The following is a 16,945-nucleotide window of genomic DNA, read 5'->3' as shown; positions in this document are numbered from 1 at the left end:
CTTTCAGCTCCAAAAACGAGTTTGCCGAAACACCAAAACCTAAACAGGAACCTGGAAAGGAAAACTTGGTGCCCATGGCGGGAATCGGACCCGCGACCTCTCCCTTACCAAGGGAGTGCTCTACCACTGAGCCACATGGGCGAGGACGTCGGCTGCGCCGCCGTCATCTGAAAATCAACACCAGCCCGTTCGGCCAACTGGAGCGGGAGACGGGAATCGAACCCGCGTCATCAGCTTGGAAGGCTGGGGTTCTACCATTGAACTACTCCCGCCGCGCTGTCAGTTGCACCAACCGCTGGCTAACAATCTCTGCTCAATCACTTCGTCGCTGGTGGAGGAGGCTGGATTCGAACCAGCGTAGGCGTAAGCCAACAGATTTACAGTCTGCCCCCTTTAGCCACTCGGGCACCCCTCCGTCGCGAAGCCTTTGATTATGCCACGGTTTTTTGACGCCGTGCAGCCCCCGTGCGCATCGCGGGGTCAAGTCACCAGACGACGGGGCTCTGGCCTTGCCCGACCAGCCAGCGGTTGACTTCCGAAAAGTGCCCGCAGCCCAGGAATGGCGTGGGCGGGCGTCGGGCCGACAGGGGCGAGGGATGGTTGGCCTCCCGGACCGCATGGCGCCGGGTGTCGATGGCGGCGCGTTTTTTCTGGGCGTGCGCACCCCAGAGCAGGAAGGCCTTGGCCGGCCCGGTCTGGCTGCAGTGGCGGATGACCGCATCGGTGAACGCTTCCCAGCCCTGCCCGGCGTGGCTGACGGGCAGGCCGTCCTCGACCGTGAGGCAGGTGTTGAGCAGGAGCACGCCCTGCTCGGCCCAGCGCACCAGCGAGCCGTTGGCGGGCAGCGGCAGCCCCAGGTCGCGCTGGAGTTCCAGAAAGATGTTGCGCAGGCTCGGCGGCGGCTTGATGCCCGGCGCGACCGAGAAGGCCAGCCCCTCGGCCTGCCCGGCACCGTGGTACGGGTCCTGCCCGAGGATGACGACGCGGACGCCATCGGGCGGGGTGAGTGCCAGCGCCCTCAGCGGGTGGGGCGGGTAGACGGTGGCACCGGCCTGCAGCCGCTGCCGCAGATGCCCGGCCAGGGCGCGACCGGGCTGCGAAGCCGCAAAGGCATCGCGCAGGCCGGCCCAGCCGGGGTGGACCGGCCACGCCGCCAGATCGGCATCGGTCAGCCGGTCGTGAAACACGGCTGCGCTCAGGCGAACAGCTCGGCCAGTGCCAGGCCCGGTTCGGGCGCGCGCATGAAGGCCTCGCCCACCAGGAAGGCGTGCACGCCGGCTTCGCGCAGGGTCTGCACGTCGGCGCGCGAGAGGATGCCGGACTCGGTGATGAGCAGGCGATCGGCCGGCACGTCGGCCTTCATCGACAGCGTGGTGTCCAGCGACACCTCGAAGGTGCGCAGGTTGCGGTTGTTGATGCCCACCAGCGGGGTCTTGAGTTTCAGGGCACGGTCCAGCTCGGGGCGGTCATGCACCTCCACCAGCACCGCCATGTGCAGGCTGCGGGCGATGGCCTCCAGATCGGCCATCTGCGCGTCGTCCAGACAGGCCGCGATCAGCAGGATGGCATCGGCCCCCATGGCTCGGGCCTCGAACACCTGGTAGGCGTCGACCATGAAGTCCTTTCGCAGCACCGGCAGGTCGCAGCTGGCGCGGGCCTGCTTGAGGTAGTCCGGGCTGCCCTGGAAGAACTGGCGGTCGGTCAGCACCGACAGGCAGGCCGCGCCGATGCTGCCGTCGCCCTCGGCGTAGCTCTGGGCGATGTCGGCCGGGATGAAGTCCTCGCGCAGCACACCCTTGCTGGGGCTGGCCTTCTTGACCTCGGCGATCACCGCGGCCTGGCCGCGCCCGATGCGCTGGCGCAGGGCACCTTCGAAATCGCGGGTCAGCACCCGGCTCTCGGCGTCGGCCCGCACCAGCTCCAGCGGCTTCTTCTTGCGGGCGGCCGCGATCTCTTCGTGCTTGACCGCCACGATGCGGTTGAGGATGTCGCTCATGTCGGGTCCGTTCAGGCGGCAAAGGCCTTGAGTTGTTCGAGCTTGGCCAGCGCGGCACCGCTGTCGAGCGTCTGGCGGGCCAGGGCGATGCCGGCCTTCATGTCGGGAGCCACATTGGCGGCGTACAACGCCACGCCGGCGTTCAGACAGACGATATCGGTGGCGGCCTTCAGCGCCGGGTCGGCCCGGCGCTCCAGCACGCCCATGAGCATGGTGCGCGAGGCCTCGGGCGTGTCCACGCGCAGCGCCCGGTTGCTGGCCATGGTCAGGCCGAAGTCTTCGGGGTGGATCTCGTACTCGCTGATCTCGCCGTCGCGCAGCTCGCCCACCAGCGTGGCCGCCCCCAGCGATACCTCGTCCATGCCGTCGCGGCCGTACACCACCACCGCGTGCTCGGCGCCCAGGCGCTGCAGGGCACGCACCTGGATGCCGACCAGATCGGGGTGGAACACGCCCATGAGGATGTTGGGCGCGCTGGCCGGGTTGGTGAGCGGGCCCAGGATGTTGAAGATGGTCTTGATGCCCAGTTCCTTGCGCACCGGGGCCACGTTCTTCATGGCCGGGTGGTGGTTGGGCGCGAACATGAAGCCCACGCCGACCTCGGCGATGCAGCGGGCAATCGCGTCGGGCGCAAGGTTGATGTTCACGCCCAGGCTCTCCAGCACGTCGGCACTGCCGCTCTTGCTGGAGACACTGCGACCTCCGTGCTTGCTGACGCGGGCGCCGGCCGCGGCCGCCACGAACATGCTGCAGGTGCTGATGTTGAAGGTGTGCGAGCCGTCGCCACCGGTGCCCACGATGTCGACCAGGTGGGTCTTGTCGGCCACGTGGACCTTGGTGGAGAACTCGCGCATGACCTGCGCGGCCGCCGTGATCTCGCCGATGGTTTCCTTCTTGACGCGCAGGCCGGTGATGAGCGCGGCCATCATGACCGGGGACATCTCGCCGCCCATGATCATGCGCATGAGGTGCAGCATCTCGTCGTGGAAGATCTCGCGGTGCTCGATGGTGCGCTGCAGGGCCTCCTGCGGCGTGATCTTGTGGCTGTGCATGGGTCGGTCTCCGGAGAGTTTTTTATGAGGCAGGGGAATCGGTCAGGGCCAGGCGCACGCCGAAGCCGATGAAGAGCACGCCGCTGGCGCGGTCCATCCAGTGCATGGCGCGGCGCACGCGGTCCACCCGGCGCGCCGCCCAGGCCGACAGCCAGGCGTAGCCCAGCGTGACCGGCAGCGCATTGATGCTGAACAGCACACCCAATGCCAGAAAAGCCAGGGTCTTGTTCGCCGCATCGAGGGCGATGAACTGCGGCAGGAAGGCCAGGAAGAACAGGGCCACCTTGGGGTTGAGCACGTTGGTGAGGAAGCCGCGCCAGAACACGCGCTTCAGCGGCGCGGCCTCGGTGGCGGCATCGGGGTTCCACTGGCCGGGGGCCGCGCGCAGCAGACGCCAGCCCATCCACACCAGGTAGGCCGCACCGATCACCTTGACCACGGTGAAGGCGGTGGCGGACGCGGCCAGCAAGGCCCCCAGTCCCACCGTGGCCACCGCCACGTGCACGAAGCAGCCGGCAAAGATGCCCAGCGCCGCCACCATGCCGGCGCGCGCACCCTGGCGCAGCGAGGTGCTGACGATGTAGAGCACGTCCGGCCCCGGGGTGAGGTTGAGCAGCCAGCCGGCCGCGATGAACAACAGGAGCTGCGGCAGATCGGGCATGGCGGAGTCCGGTTCAGTAGATGGCGGGTGCGCTGGCACTGCCGGAAGTGGGCAAGGCAGGCGCGGCGAAGAAGCGCCGCACGCTGGCCACGGCCCGGTCGATGCCGTCGGCATCGACATCGAGGTGGGTGACGAACCGCAGGCCGATCAGGCCGGTGGCCAGCACGCCGTCGCGCGCCAGGTGGGCCAGCAGGTCGGGACCCCGGCCACCGTCCACATCGACGAACACGATGTTGGTCCGGGCCGACCGCACACGCAGGCCGGCGATGCCCTGCAGGCCCGTGGCCAGCCGCTGCGCCAGCGCATGGTCGTCGGCCAGGCGCTGTACATGGTGGTCCAGCGCGTGGCGGGCGGCGGCGGCCAGCAGGCCGGACTGGCGCAGGCCGCCGCCGACCATCTTGCGCCAGCGGCGCGCGCGGTCGATCAGCTCGCGCGATCCGCACAGGGCCGAGCCCACCGGCGCACCCAGGCCCTTGCTGAAGCAGACCGACACGCTGTCGAAACGGTCGACGATGCGGCGCAGCGCGGCGGTCACGTCACCGCCCGGGCCGGCATCGGCCACGGCGGCATTGAACACGCGGGCGCCGTCCAGGTGGGTGGCCAGGCCGTGCTGCCGCGCCAGATCGGTGGCCTGCTGCAGGTAGTCCTGCGGCATGGGGTGGCCGTTCCAGGTGTTTTCCAGGCACAGCAGGCGGGTGCGGGCGAAGTGCGGGTCGTCGGGCTTGATGGCCGCGGCGATGTCGGCCAGCTGCATGCGGCCCTGCGCGTCCTGCACCAGCGGCTGCGGCTGGATGCTGCCCAGCACCGCCGCACCGCCGCCCTCGTAGCGGTAGGTGTGGGCGTTCTGGCCGACGATGTACTCGTCGCCCCGGCCGCAGTGGGCCATGATGCCGCACAGGTTGCTCTGGGTGCCGCTGGCCATGAACAGCGCGGCCTCCTTGCCGGTGAGTGCGGCCAGCTGTTCCTGCAGGGCGTTGACGGTGGGGTCGTCACCGAACACGTCGTCGCCCAGGGGCGCGGCCATCATGGCCTCGCGCATGGCGGGCGTGGGCTGGGTGACGGTGTCGCTGCGCAGGTCGACCGTCTTCATGCCTGCTCCAGGAAGTTCTTCAGCATGGCATGGCCGTGCTCGGTCAGGATGCTTTCGGGGTGGAACTGCACGCCCTGGATGGGCAGGGTCTTGTGGCGCACGCCCATGATCTCGCCGTCATCGGTCCACGCGGTCACTTCCAGCTCGGCCGGGCAGTCGCTGCGGCGGATCGCCAGCGAGTGGTAACGGTTGACGGTGAAGCGCGCCGGCAGGTGGGCGAACACGCCCTGCTGCGTGGTGGTGATGTCGCTGGTCTTGCCGTGCATGAGCTCCTGCGCCCGCACGATGGTGCCGCCGAAGGCCGCGCCGATGCTCTGGTGGCCCAGGCACACGCCCAGGATGGGCAGGCGGCCGGCGAAATGGCGGATGGCGGGCACCGAGATGCCGGCCTCGGCCGGCGAGCACGGGCCGGGGGAGATCACCAGCCGGTCCATCTGGCCGGCGTCCAGCCGGGCCTGCAGATCGTCCACCGTGACCTCGTCGTTGCGCACCACGGTCACGTCGGCACCCAGCTCGCCCAGGTACTGGACGATGTTGAAGGTGAACGAGTCGTAGTTGTCCACCATGAGGACTTTCATGCGGGTGCTCATTCCAGGCCCTCCTCGACGAGTTCGGCGGCGCGCAGCAGCGCACGCGCCTTGTGTTCGGTCTCGCGCCATTCCATCTCGGGCACCGAGTCGGCCACCACGCCGGCCGCCGCCTGCACATGCAGGGTCTGGTCCTTGATGACGGCGGTGCGGATGGCAATGGCCACGTCCATGTCGCCGGCATAACTCAGGTAGCCGCAGGCACCGCCGTAGATGCCGCGCTTGACCGGCTCGAGCTGGTCGATGAGTTCCATGGCGTGCACCTTGGGGGCACCGGTCAGGGTGCCGGCGGGGAAGGTGGCCTTGAGCACGTCCATGTTGGTCATGCCCTCGTTCAGGATGCCCTCGACGTTGCTCACGATGTGCATCACGTGGCTGTAGCGCTCGACCACGAAGGCCTCGGTCACCTTCACGCTGCCCACCTGGGCAATGCGGCCGATGTCGTTGCGGGCCAGGTCGATCAGCATGACGTGCTCGGCGCGTTCCTTGGGGTCGGCCAGCAGCTCGGCCTCGGTGGCCTTGTCCTTCTCGGGCGTGGCGCCGCGCGGGCGGGTGCCGGCCAGCGGGCGGATGGTGACCTTCTCGCCCTCGTCGGTGTGCTCCTGGCGCACCAGGATCTCCGGCGAGGCCCCCACCACATGGAAGTCGCCGAAGTGGTAGTAGTACATGTAGGGCGAGGGGTTGAGCGAACGCAGCGCACGGTAGAGCGAGAGCGGGCTCTCGGTGTAGCGCTTGCTGATGCGCTGGCCCACCTGCACCTGCATGAAGTCGCCGGCAGCGATCAGCTCCTTGGCGCGGTCCACGGCGGCCAGGTAATCGGCCTTGGCAAAGCTGCGCTCGGCCGGATGCCCCTGGCTGGCCTTGACCACGGGTGCGGCCACCGAGTACTTCAGCGCGTCCTTGAGTTCGCGCAGCCGCTTCTTGCCGTTGGCGTAGGCCTCGGGCAGGGCCGGGTCGGCATAGACGATGAGGTAGAGCTTGCCCGAGAGGTTGTCGATGACCGCCAGCTCCTCGCACTGCAGCAGCAGGATGTCGGGCGTGCCCAGGGTGTCGGGCGGGCAGGTGGCTTCGAGCTTCTTCTCGATGTAGCGCACCGCGTCGTAGCCGAAGTAGCCGGCCAGACCGCCGCAGAAGCGCGGCAGGCCGGGGCGCAGGGCCACCTTGAAGCGCTGCTGGTAGGCGGCAATGAAATCCAGCGGGTTGCCGTGGTTCGTCTCCACCACCACGCCGTCACGCACCACCTCGGTCCGGGCCTGGTCGCCGAAGCCGCTGGCCCGCAGCAGGGTGCGGGCCGGCAGGCCGATGAAGCTGTAGCGGCCGAAGCGTTCACCGCCCACCACCGATTCCAGCAGGAAGCTGTGGGCACCGTCGCCCCGGCCATGGGCCAGCTTGAGGTAGAGGGAGAGCGGGGTTTCGAGGTCGGCAAAGGCCTCGACCATCAAAGGAATGCGGTTGTAGCCCTGCTGGGTCAGGCTCTTGAATTCGAGTTCGGTGATCATGTCGGGTTCTTCTGCGGCACCGGCCCGGCAGAGGGGGACGGTGCGGGGTCCGGGGGGTTCCGGCCATCAGGCCGGGTCGGCGGATACCGGGCCGGGGCCGGGCATCCCGCGAGGGGAGGAGGACGTTTACGCTGGCTTGCGCCAGGGCCAGGCTCCCCGGCCGGGGCGGCACGGCAGCTCGCTGCAGAGGAACTCGGAGGGCGTCGACATGATCGGCACACTATAGCAAACGCCGCCACGACCCCCACGGCGGCAGACCCCAGCCATGCTTTTGTCTTAAGGCGCAACCCGGTGCCGCCCGGGCATCCCGCCGGGGACAATTCAAAAAGCACAACCGTTCGATTTTTTGCCATGAAGCTGACCGACCTGCGCCCGCTGGCGCGCCCCCTCATCGCCCTGGGCCTGGCCTGCGCCCTGACCGGTGCTCAGGCCGCCACCATCGACGTGGCCGGCGTCAAGCTGGAAGACCGCATCACCTTGGCCGGTTCGCCCTTGCTGCTCAATGGCGCCGGGGTGCGCTACAAGGCGGTGTTCCAGGTCTACACCGCCGGGCTGTACCTGGAGCGCAAGGCCACCACGCCGGACGAGGTGCTGAACGCACCCGGCCCCAAGCGCATGACCATCACCATGCTGCGCGACATCGACTCGGGTGAACTGGGCAAGCTGTTCTCGCGCGGCATGGAAGACAACATGGAGCGTGCCGCCTTCTCGCGCCTGATTCCCGGCGTGCTGCGCATGAGCGAGGTGTTCAGCAAGCACAAGAAGCTGGTGGCCGGCGACACCTTCCACATCGACTGGGTGCCCGGCACCGGCACGGTGCTGACCATCAAGGGCCAGGTGGAGGGCGAGCCCTTCAAGGAGCCCGAATTCCACCAGGCGCTCATGCGCATCTGGCTCGGCCCCAAGCCGGCCGACAACCTGCTCAAGGACGCCCTGCTGGGGCAGCAGAAGTCAGGCCAGCAGCGCCGGAACTGAGGCCAGCGAGTCCACCAGCGCATCGTGCGGTGCGCTGACAATCGGCTCGCCGTGGTTGTAGCCGTAGGTCACCAGCGCCACCGGGCAGCCGGCCGCACGGGCGGCCAGCGCATCGTTCTGTGAATCGCCCACCATCAGCGTGGCGGCCGGCTGTGTGCCCAGCGCCTCGCAGGTCTTCAGCAGGGGCAGCGGATCGGGCTTGACCCGCTCGAAGCTGTCGCCGCCGAACACCTGGACAAAGTAACGGTGCAGCCCCTTGGCCTGCAGCAGGTCGCGGGCAAAGGCCAGCGGCTTGTTGGTGAGGCAGGCCAGCGGCAGCCCCCGGGCCTGCAGCAACCGCAGGCCCTCCTCCACACCCGGGTAGACCGCACTGTGCGCGCCGTTGATGGCCCGGTAGTGCGCCTGGTAACGCGCCCAGGCCTCGTCCTGCAGGGCGGCGGCACCGGCCTCGTCGAGCCCGCCGAGGCGCAGGGCCGAGCGGATCAGGTGCGCCGAGCCCTTGCCGACCATGCGCTCGATGTCGGCCCGGGTGACGCCGGGGCGACCCAGATCACCCAGCGTGGCGTTGAGGGCGACGTCGAAATCGCCCAGGGTGTCGACCATGGTGCCATCGAGATCGATGATGACGGCCCCCACGCTCCACCGCTGCGCGGGTCGCTGCCCCCCGAGGGGGCTGACCGGGTAATTCAATGGTTCGATTCCGGGCGCCTTCATGAACGATCTCCCACGGCCTGATAAGCCTGGTGAGGATCGTTGGGCTCCTCCGGGCGGGTCATGACCAGACGCCCCTGACGCATCAAGGGCCGCAGATAACTCTGGCGAACCACCTCGGGGTTACGCCTCAGCACCTGTGCCAGTTGATCAACCGACCATGGCCGAAGACTGCACAGGGCGACCACCAGATCCTGGATCTCCTGGGGAGGATGGCGACGGCCGATACCCCCAAGGGACGCGGCCAGAGACCCTGGCAATCCATCCAGCAAGGCCGCCCTTGCCGCACTGGCTACGTCAGGCAGAAGCTTGCTGGGCAAGGCATCGGGGTTGCTAGTTAAGTCACCGGGGTTACCAGATAAGCGATCCGGGTTACCAGATAAGCCCTGTGGAATCAGGCGGTCGGACGCCACGTAGTAAGTCGCAGAACCGCGCCCTTTCTGAATCAGCAATCCGGCATCGCGCAGCCGCCTCAGAGAGGCACTGGCAGTCAAGGTATCGACCTTGGTCAGCGCCCTGAAGCTGGCATTGTCGATAGCCCCAGCCTCGCGCACCACGATGAGCGCTTTGGCTTCATCGCTGCTCAGCTGCGCATCCCTGAACCTGGCCAGCCACGCCACATCCTCCGCGCCCAGAAAATGGTGGAAGAAATACCGCGCCACGAACTGGTCCTGACCCCGGTCGGACTCGAAAAGGGGGGGTGTCAGACCGGCCAGCTCCATGGTCTCGCGCATCACCCGAATGCCACTGCCCTTGGTTTCGGCGAACCGGGTTTCATGCAACACGGCGGCGATGCGGGGGTTACGGGGCTCACTGCCGGGTTCACCCAGGTGCTCTGGTGACTTGAGCGAGAAGCCCGGATTGCGGATCTCCAGCCGGTTGGCATACCGGATGATCTGCACCGGACTGTGGCTGCGGTAGCTGCGGTGCATCAGGGCATTGACCAGCGCCTCCCGAATCACCCGCTGCGGGATCACCGGTTTGTCCTGCCTCTGCAAATCACCTTCCTTCAGATCGAAGCCCTTGGGCAAGTCATCGAGGACGGCCGCCTGGGCGCGGCGAATGAGGCGAAACATCGAATCACGCAACTCGATGGTGTCGAAGCGGCGCTCCGGATCGGGCACCCATTCGCGGCCGGGCACCCGGATGTAGTCGACGCGCATCAGCGGGAAACAGCGGCGCAGTGCCTTGGGGGTTCCGAACAGCATGAGACCCGCCAACGTAGGACGCCAGACAACCGGGCTGACTTGGGTGTCTGGAGCGATGCATCCCAACGCACGCAGCAGCTCTTCGTCACTCCAGCGCAGCTCTTCTGCATCGGGGTTGGCCTCGGCACGGGATTGGCGGTAATCGGCCAAGGCTTCCTCTGAAAGGTCCTCCAGCGTGGCATCAGGAACCAAACCAGCATCAAAACTGTCCCGCTGACGCCCCTGGTAGAACACCGCAAGGTCGTCATCGGTGCAATGCTGGTCAGTGCTTCCAATACGACGAAACGCGCCACGGGGCAGATTCTGACTCTTGAAGTGAACAGGTTTGTCCCTGGACTGTGCTTCGGGAACAAACACAACGATCAGGGCTTTTCCTTCCACCTGCTCCGTACTGAGCTCCACCCGGACCGGTACGTTGAAGACATCCCGGCACTGGGTGGCCAGCTCGGCACACAACCGGTCAGGCTGGGAAACACCCTCCGCCCGGTAGCTGGGGAACAAAGCCATGTCGTCGCGCACTGCACCCAGCAGCAACCAACCCCCTCCCAGTCCGGGTTCATTGGCAAATGCGCAGACCGTCTCCAGCAATGACCTTCCGACATCGCTGGCACGTTTGGCCTCGATGCGCTCTGTTTCGTCCAGCAGATTGAGGCTTTGCAGCAGTTCGATCGCTGTCGTCATGGCTGGGCCGGAATGGTTGAGACCGTCTTGCCGATCACGCCAGCGCAGCCCGCATCTGGTTGATGACGGCCTGGTAGTCGGGCTTGCCGAAGATGGCGCTGCCGGCCACGAAGGTGTCGGCGCCGGCATCGGCCACGCGGCGGATGTTGTCGGGCTTGATGCCGCCGTCCACCTCCAGGCGGATGTCGCGGCCACTGGCCTCGATGCGGCGGCGGGCCTGCTCGATCTTGCGCAGCGCCGAGTCGATGAAGCTCTGGCCACCGAAGCCGGGGTTGACGCTCATGATCAGGATGAGGTCGATGTCGTCGATCAGCCAGTCCAGCACATCCAGCGGCGTGGCCGGGTTGAAAGTCACGCCGGCCTTGCAGCCCCGGGCCTTGATGGCCTGCACGCTGCGGTGCGGGTGGTCGCTGGCCTCGGGGTGGAAGCTCACCAGATCCGCCCCGGCGTCGATGAAGGCACCGGCCAGGGCGTCCACCGGCTGGATCATGAGGTGCACGTCGATGGGCACCGGCGTGCCGTCGGGCTTCTTCGCGTGGGGCTTGAGCGCCTGGCAGACCATGGGGCCGAAGGTCAGGTTGGGCACGTAGTGGTTGTCCATCACGTCGAAGTGGATCCAGTCGGCGCCGGCCGCCACCACGTTGCGGACCTCCTCGCCCAGGCGGGCAAAGTCGGCGGACAGGATGGACGGGGCAATGCGGTAGGTGGGGGCGGACATGGACGTTTCCTGATGGATGACCGGCCTTCGGGCCGGAAAAGCCGCATTTTCGCAGGGCTTGCAGGGACTTGGCGGCGCCGCGTTAACATGCCGCCCATGCCCAAATACCTGTTCACCGTCGAGGCCGAGCCGCAGTACCTGAGCGAGCAGTCGGCACCCGAGGAAGACCAGTACGCGTTCGCCTACACCATCACCATCACCAATACCGGCGAGGTGCCGGCGCAGCTGATCGCGCGCCACTGGATCATCGACGACGCACGCGGCCACACCGAACAGGTCAAGGGCCTGGGTGTGGTGGGCCACCAGCCGCTGCTGCGGCCCGGCGAATCGTTCCAGTACACCAGCGGCACCCGCCTGGCCACCCCCACCGGCAGCATGCGCGGCAGCTTCCTGTGCGTGGCCGAGGACGGTGAACGCTTCGAGGCGCCGGTGCCCGAGTTCGCGCTGCGCGCCGATGGCGCCGGCCCTGGCGAAGCCCCCGCCCGCGTGCTGCACTGATCAGCACCCCCATCGCGCTGGCGGCCCGCGCATCTTTCATCTGACCGCATGATCCCACAGACCTTGCTCGCGGCCCTCGATGCCGACGCGCCGCTGGCGCAACGCCACCTCTGGCTCATGGAGACCCTGCGCTGGGTGCGCGGTGATGGTGCCGACGTGATCGGCGCCGTCGCCCGCATGCGCGCCCTGCTCGACGCGCTGGACGCCGACCCCGCGCTGCGCCAGCGCTGGCGCGCCTGGTGGCGGGTGTTCGGCGAGACGGTGGACATCACACCGCTGCTGGCCGACCACGGCTTCGCGCCCCGCACCGCCTTCCTGAGCGAATTCGGCCACCGGGTGCGGCGCAAGCTGCTGCCCGGCACCCCCGAGACCACCGACCTGGCCGAGCTGTTCAACCTGCTGCTGCCCACGGCCTTCGATGTGCAGTGGATCAAGGCCCTGGACACCGCCACCCTGCAGCGCATGCAGGCCACCCTGCTGGAGCCGGACGACAGCGCACGCTGGACCGCCGAACTCATGGACGCGCTCACCTACTGCGTGAGCCAGGTCAGCGCCAGCGGCTTTGCCTCCGAGGTGCGGGTGCGCATGTCGCCGCAGGCCCAGCGGGAGCGGGCCTTCCATGCCCTGCCGGCCACGCTGGAGTCGCTGCGACAGGCCGTGCAACAGCACGGCCCCCGCAGCCCCGAGGCGCTGCAGGCCGCCGAGGCGCTGACCGGCCAGCTCGATGCCTGCCGCCAGGCCGCCTACACCGTGTACGCCCACCTGGAAGACCACGGCGTGTCGGTCGGCATCGTGTTCCGGCTGCGCCAGCTGCGCGAGCGCATCGTGCGCATCAAGGTACTGCTGGACTGCCTGCAGAGCGAACAGCCGGGCCGGGCCACCGCCGCGCTGCTGGCCGAGCTGGTGCAGGTGGGGCTGGACAGCCGCAGCATCCGGGCCCTGATCGCTGCCAGCTCGCACCTGACCGCCGCCAAGGTGGCCGAACGCAGCGCCGAGAGCGGCGAGCACTACATCACCCGCAACAAGGCCGAGTACCGCGACATGCTGGGCAAGGCCGCCGGGGGCGGCGCGGTGCTGGGCTTCACCACCTGGATCAAGTTCGCGCTGTACGGGTTGAGCCTCTCGGCCTTCTGGGCCGGCTTCGCGGCCGGCCTGAACTACGCGGCCTCCTTCGTGCTGATCATGCTGCTGCACTTCACCGTGGCCACCAAGCAGCCCGCCGTGACGGCACCGGCCATGGTGGCCAAGCTGCGCGACATCAAGGCCACCGGCGCGGTGCGCCGCTTCGTCGACGAGGTGGCCAACCTGTTCCGGTCCCAGGTGGCGGCCATCGTGGGCAACATCGGCCTGGTGATTCCGGTGGTGCTGCTGATCAGTGCGCTGCTGCACTTCGGCACCGGCACCGCCATGATCGACACCGCCAAGGCCGAGCACACGCTGCACGACCTGAGCATCGTCGGTCCCACCCTGTTCTTCGCGGCCTTCACCGGGGTGCTGCTGTTCGCCTCCAGCATCGTGGCCGGCTGGGTGGAAAACTGGTTCGTGCTGCACAAGCTGGACTCGGCCATGGCCCACAACCCGCGCTTCACCCGGGTGCTGGGCCGCGAACGCGCCGGCCGCTGGGCCGCCTTCATGCGGCGCAACATCTCGGGGCTGACGGCCAACATCTCGCTGGGCTTCATGCTGGGTCTCACACCGGCGTTTGCACAGTTCTTCGGCCTGGGCCTGGATGTGCGCCACGTGACACTGTCGGCCGGCCAGATCACCGCCGCCGGCTTCGCCCTGGGCCTGGACGTGCTGACCCAGCCGGCCTTCTGGGGGGCGGTGGCGGCCGTGGTGCTGGTCGGACCGATCAACCTCACCGTGAGCTTCTACCTGGCCTTCCAGCTGGCGCTGCGCTCGCAGAACATCAGCCAGGTCAACCGGGCGCTCATCCGCGCCGCGCTGTGGCGCCGCCTGCGCGTCGCACCCCTGAGCTTCCTGGTGCCACCGGCCAACCCGCCCGAAGACGACGACACCGCCGAGGCCACCCCGCCGCAGCATGGGTGAGTTCGAGCTGATCCGCCGCCACTTCCAGCGCGCCGCGCCGGCCGACAGCGCGGTGGTGCTGGGCGTGGGCGACGACTGCGCCCTGCTGCAGCCCCCGCCCGGCGAGCAGCTGGCGGTGTCCACCGACATGCTGGTCGAAGGCCGGCACTTCTTTGCCGGCATCGATGCGATGGCGTTGGGCCACAAGGCACTGGCGGTCAACCTGAGCGACCTGGCCGCCATGGGCGCACGGCCGCTGGGCTTCACCCTGGCGCTGTCGCTGCCGGCGGTGGACGAGGCCTGGCTGTCGGCCTTCTCGCAAGGCTTGCTGGCACTGGCCGAGCGGCACGGCTGCCCGCTGGTGGGTGGCGACACCACGGCCGGCCCCTTGAACCTGTGCATCACCGTGTTCGGCAGCGTCCGGCCGGGCCTGGCGCTGCGCCGCGATGCCGCGCAGGCCGGTGACGACCTCTGGCTCTCCGGCTGCACCGGCGAAGCGCGGCTGGCGCTGGAGCGGCGGCTGGGCACGGCCTGGGCGCAGGCCGTGGCGCTGGACGCCCACACCCAGGCCACCCTGGAAGCTCGCCTGCACCGGCCCGAACCCCGGCTCGCCCTGGGGCGGGCGCTGGCCGGCGTGGCCCGGGCAGCGCTGGACGTGAGCGACGGCCTGGCCGGCGACCTGGGCCATGTGCTGGCCGCCAGCCGGGTGGGCGCCTGCATCGACGAAGCCGCCCTGCCCCTGGCCCCGGCGCTGGCGGGCCTGCCCGACACCTGGCGCCGCGAATGCCTGCTGCACGGCGGCGACGACTACGAGCTGCTGTTCACCGCCGACCCCGCCCGGCGCGCCGAGGTGCAGGCGGCCGCACAGGCCAGCGGCACGGCGGTGAGCCGCATCGGCCGCATCGAAAGCGCGCCCGGCCTGCGCCTGAACACGGCGGATGGCCGCCAGGTGGACTGGCCGCTGCGCGGCTTTGACCATTTCGGCACCTCCGGATAATCCGGGCATGTCCTTCCCCGACGCCAGCACCGCCGAAGCCCCTGCCGCACCCGCCCCGGTGCTGCGCCCCACCCTGTCCTTCCTGCTGGCCCACCCGGCGCACTTCATCGCGCTGGGAGGGGGTGCCGGCCTGTCGCGGCTGGCCCCGGGCACCGCCGGCACGCTGTGGGCCTGGGTGGCCTTTCTGGTGCTCAACCCGTTCCTGTCGGCCGCCGGCTGGGGCCTGCTGATCGCCGCCGCCACGCTGGTGGGCTGGTGGGCCTGCACCGTGACCGCGCGCCACATGGGCGTGGCCGATTCGGGCCACATCGTGTGGGACGAGGTGGTCGCCTTCTGGCTGGTGCTGTGGCTGGTCATGCCCACCGGTTTCTGGGGACAGCTGGTGGCGTTTGCGCTGTTCCGGCTGTTCGATGCGGTCAAGGTCGGCCCCATGGCCTGGGCCGACCAGACCTTCAAGGGCTTCGGTCCGCGCGGGGGCTTCGGCATCCTGCTCGACGACTTTGCCGCGGCTTTCTGCACCCTGCTGGTGATCGCGCTCTGGCGCTACTGAGGCTCCTCGCCATGCCCCTCGACATGCCGCCACACACAGCAGCCCTGGTCGAAGCCCTGGCCCATGCCCTCACCGCGCGCGGCTGGATGATGGCCACCGCCGAGAGCTGCACGGGTGGCCTGATCGCCGGGGCCTGCACCGACCGCGCCGGGTCCAGCGACTGGTTCGAGCGTGGCTTCGTCACCTATTCCAACGCCGCCAAGACCGAGCTGCTGGGCGTGCCGGCCGACCTGATTGCGGCGCACGGCGCCGTGAGCGAACCGGTGGCCCGCGCCATGGCCGCTGGCGCGCTGGCCCATGCCCCGGTGCAGCTGGCCGTGGCCGTGACCGGTGTGGCCGGCCCCGGCGGCGGCAGCGAAGCCAAGCCGGTGGGCACGGTATGGTTCGGCTGGGCCACACCGCAGGGCGTGGACACCGAATGCGTGCGTTTTGACGGCGACCGCGCCGCCGTGCGCCAGGCCACGGTGGCCCATGCGCTGGCCGGGCTGCTGCAGCGGCTGGACTGAACCCGCGTCTGCAGGCGATGGCCGAGCCGTTCAAGAACCTGATCTCGCCGGCCACGGTGCAGCACATGGCGCAGCACCTGGGCCGCACCACCCCCGGCTTCGACGCCGAACGCTTCCAGACCCTGGCGCTGCACCAGCAGGCGGAGCTGGAGCTCAAGGCCCGCATCCTGCGCATCGCCGATGCCCTGGCCGCGACATTGCCGCCCGATTTCAGTGCCGCCTGCGATGCGGTGGAGGCCGCCCTGGCCCCACCCCTGCCGCTGGACGCCCACGGCGAACCTGTCACCACGGAGGCCGCCCTGCACCCGCAAGGCCTGGCCGGCTGGAGCATCTGGGCGGTGGGCGAATGGGTGGCCCGCGCCGGCGTGCCGCTCGATGCCGCTTTGTGGCCCCGCGCCCTGGCCTGCCTGCACGCGCTCACCCAGCGCTCCACCGCCGAATTCGCCATCCGGCCCTTCCTGCAGGCGCACCCGCAGCGGGTCTGGCCCACGCTCATGGCCTGGGTGTCCGACCCCAGCGCCCATGTGCGGCGCCTGGCCAGCGAAGGCAGCCGCCCGCGCCTGCCCTGGGGCCTGCGCCTGCAGGCGCAGGTGGCCGACCCCTCGCCCGGCCTGCCGCTGCTGCAGGCCCTGCAGGACGACCCCAGCCGCTATGTGCGGCGCAGTGTGGCCAACCACCTCAACGACATCGCCCGCGACCACCCACACGTGGTGAGCGGCTGGCTGGAACGCCACCTGCCCGACGCGCCCGAACCCCGGCGTCAGCTACTGCGCCACGCCAGCCGGGGACTCATCAAGGCAGGCCATGGCCCCACCCTGGCGGTGTGGGGCCTGGGCGTGCCGCTGCAGGGGCAGGCCCGGTTCTCGCTGGACGCGGCGCAGGCGGCCATCGGCGGCGGCATCGGCCTGCAAGTCGAACTGCTTTCGACCTCCGACCAGGCCCAGGCCCTGGAGATCGACTATGTGGTGCACCACGCCCGCGAGCGGGGTGGCAGCTCGGCCAAGGTGTTCAAGGGCTGGCGCTGCCAACTTCAACCCGGGGCCGGGCTGACCCTGAACAAGCGCCACAGCCTGCGCCCGGTCACCACCCGCACCCTGTGGCCCGGGCCGCACCGCGTCGAACTGCGCATCAACGGACAGACCCTGGCCGAGGCCGGCTTCGAGCTGCGCCGCGCCACCCACTGAAGGA

17 protein-coding genes and 3 tRNA genes are annotated in these 16,945 nt (G+C 69.1%); 7 read left to right on the top strand and 13 right to left on the bottom strand.

Annotated features, from left to right (window positions below):
* Positions 1-66: 66 nt before the first annotated feature.
* The 10 genes from WD026_RS13425 to trpE form a co-directional block, all read right to left on the bottom strand.
* Positions 67-141 (bottom strand) — tRNA-Thr (locus WD026_RS13425).
* A gap of 57 nt (positions 142-198) precedes the next feature.
* Positions 199-272 (bottom strand) — tRNA-Gly (locus tag WD026_RS13420).
* 57 nt (positions 273-329) lie between these two features.
* A tRNA-Tyr gene (locus tag WD026_RS13415) sits at positions 330-415 on the bottom strand.
* A gap of 70 nt (positions 416-485) precedes the next feature.
* Entirely contained in the window at positions 486-1,187 is a 702-nt protein-coding gene (locus WD026_RS13410) for a uracil-DNA glycosylase (protein ID WP_425724160.1), read from the bottom strand.
* An 8-nt stretch (positions 1,188-1,195) separates the two neighbouring features.
* Positions 1,196-1,996, bottom strand: a complete 801-nt coding sequence (gene trpC, locus WD026_RS13405; RefSeq protein WP_425724159.1) for an indole-3-glycerol phosphate synthase TrpC — start codon at positions 1,994-1,996, stop codon at positions 1,196-1,198.
* An 11-nt stretch (positions 1,997-2,007) separates the two neighbouring features.
* On the bottom strand, positions 2,008-3,048 hold the full coding sequence (trpD, locus tag WD026_RS13400; RefSeq protein WP_425724158.1) for an anthranilate phosphoribosyltransferase: 1,041 nt from the start codon (positions 3,046-3,048) through the stop codon (positions 2,008-2,010).
* A gap of 22 nt (positions 3,049-3,070) precedes the next feature.
* Positions 3,071-3,709 carry a LysE family translocator gene (locus WD026_RS13395; RefSeq protein WP_425724157.1) on the bottom strand — a complete coding sequence of 213 codons (639 nt, stop codon included), beginning with the start codon at positions 3,707-3,709 and terminating at the stop codon, positions 3,071-3,073.
* A 13-nt stretch (positions 3,710-3,722) separates the two neighbouring features.
* On the bottom strand, positions 3,723-4,799 hold the full coding sequence (gene ltaE, locus WD026_RS13390; RefSeq protein ID WP_425724156.1) for a low-specificity L-threonine aldolase: 1,077 nt from the start codon (positions 4,797-4,799) through the stop codon (positions 3,723-3,725).
* Positions 4,796-5,377, bottom strand: coding sequence for an anthranilate synthase component II (locus tag WD026_RS13385; protein WP_425724155.1), 582 nt, complete (start codon positions 5,375-5,377; stop codon positions 4,796-4,798). The genes ltaE and WD026_RS13385 overlap by 4 nt, the downstream gene beginning before the upstream one ends.
* A gap of 8 nt (positions 5,378-5,385) precedes the next feature.
* Positions 5,386-6,885, bottom strand: coding sequence for an anthranilate synthase component I (gene trpE / locus WD026_RS13380; RefSeq protein ID WP_425724154.1), 1,500 nt, complete (start codon positions 6,883-6,885; stop codon positions 5,386-5,388).
* Between the two features lie 351 nt (positions 6,886-7,236).
* On the opposite strand from trpE, the gene WD026_RS13375 reads away from it, so the two are divergent.
* Positions 7,237-7,860, top strand: coding sequence for a chalcone isomerase family protein (locus WD026_RS13375; RefSeq protein WP_425724153.1), 624 nt, complete (start codon positions 7,237-7,239; stop codon positions 7,858-7,860).
* On the opposite strand, the gene gph is transcribed toward WD026_RS13375, so the two are convergent.
* The 3 genes from gph to rpe are packed head-to-tail and all read right to left on the bottom strand — an operon-like array spanning position 7,837 to position 11,178.
* On the bottom strand, positions 7,837-8,574 hold the full coding sequence (gene gph / locus WD026_RS13370; RefSeq protein WP_425724152.1) for a phosphoglycolate phosphatase: 738 nt from the start codon (positions 8,572-8,574) through the stop codon (positions 7,837-7,839). The genes WD026_RS13375 and gph overlap by 24 nt on opposite strands.
* The gene (locus WD026_RS13365; RefSeq protein ID WP_425724151.1) at positions 8,571-10,460 is read right to left on the bottom strand and encodes an ATP-binding protein; all 1,890 of its coding nucleotides are present in this window, start codon (positions 10,458-10,460) and stop codon (positions 8,571-8,573) included. The genes gph and WD026_RS13365 overlap by 4 nt, the downstream gene beginning before the upstream one ends.
* Positions 10,461-10,494: 34 nt before the next feature.
* Complete coding sequence (gene rpe, locus WD026_RS13360; RefSeq protein ID WP_425724150.1) at positions 10,495-11,178, bottom strand: ribulose-phosphate 3-epimerase; 684 nt, start codon at positions 11,176-11,178, stop codon at positions 10,495-10,497.
* Positions 11,179-11,274: 96 nt separating this feature from the next.
* Here rpe and apaG point away from each other — a divergent pair, with 96 nt between their 5' ends.
* From apaG to WD026_RS13330, 6 genes are read left to right on the top strand one after another with little or no spacing between them, the layout of a single operon-like run.
* Positions 11,275-11,676 carry a Co2+/Mg2+ efflux protein ApaG gene (gene apaG / locus WD026_RS13355; RefSeq protein WP_425724149.1) on the top strand — a complete coding sequence of 134 codons (402 nt, stop codon included), beginning with the start codon at positions 11,275-11,277 and terminating at the stop codon, positions 11,674-11,676.
* Positions 11,677-11,724: 48 nt separating this feature from the next.
* The gene (locus WD026_RS13350) at positions 11,725-13,725 is read left to right on the top strand and encodes a site-specific recombinase (RefSeq protein WP_425724148.1); all 2,001 of its coding nucleotides are present in this window, start codon (positions 11,725-11,727) and stop codon (positions 13,723-13,725) included.
* The gene (gene thiL, locus WD026_RS13345; protein WP_425724147.1) at positions 13,718-14,701 is read left to right on the top strand and encodes a thiamine-phosphate kinase; all 984 of its coding nucleotides are present in this window, start codon (positions 13,718-13,720) and stop codon (positions 14,699-14,701) included. The genes WD026_RS13350 and thiL overlap by 8 nt, the downstream gene beginning before the upstream one ends.
* Before the next feature lie 7 nt (positions 14,702-14,708).
* Positions 14,709-15,251, top strand: a complete 543-nt coding sequence (locus tag WD026_RS13340; RefSeq protein WP_425724146.1) for a phosphatidylglycerophosphatase A family protein — start codon at positions 14,709-14,711, stop codon at positions 15,249-15,251.
* Positions 15,252-15,274: 23 nt separating this feature from the next.
* Positions 15,275-15,757 (top strand): CinA family protein, encoded by a 483-nt coding sequence (locus tag WD026_RS13335; protein WP_425724145.1) that lies wholly within the window; start codon positions 15,275-15,277, stop codon positions 15,755-15,757.
* A 17-nt stretch (positions 15,758-15,774) separates the two neighbouring features.
* Positions 15,775-16,941 (top strand): DNA alkylation repair protein, encoded by a 1,167-nt coding sequence (locus tag WD026_RS13330; RefSeq protein WP_425724144.1) that lies wholly within the window; start codon positions 15,775-15,777, stop codon positions 16,939-16,941.
* The last annotated feature ends 4 nt before the right edge of the window (positions 16,942-16,945 follow it).

It is taken from the genome of Hydrogenophaga sp. R2 (assembly GCF_049843595.1).
GTDB lineage: Bacteria > Pseudomonadota > Gammaproteobacteria > Burkholderiales > Burkholderiaceae_C > Hydrogenophaga.
Note: the sequence above shows the minus strand (reverse complement) of the source record. Positions and strands in the feature narration are given on the sequence as shown.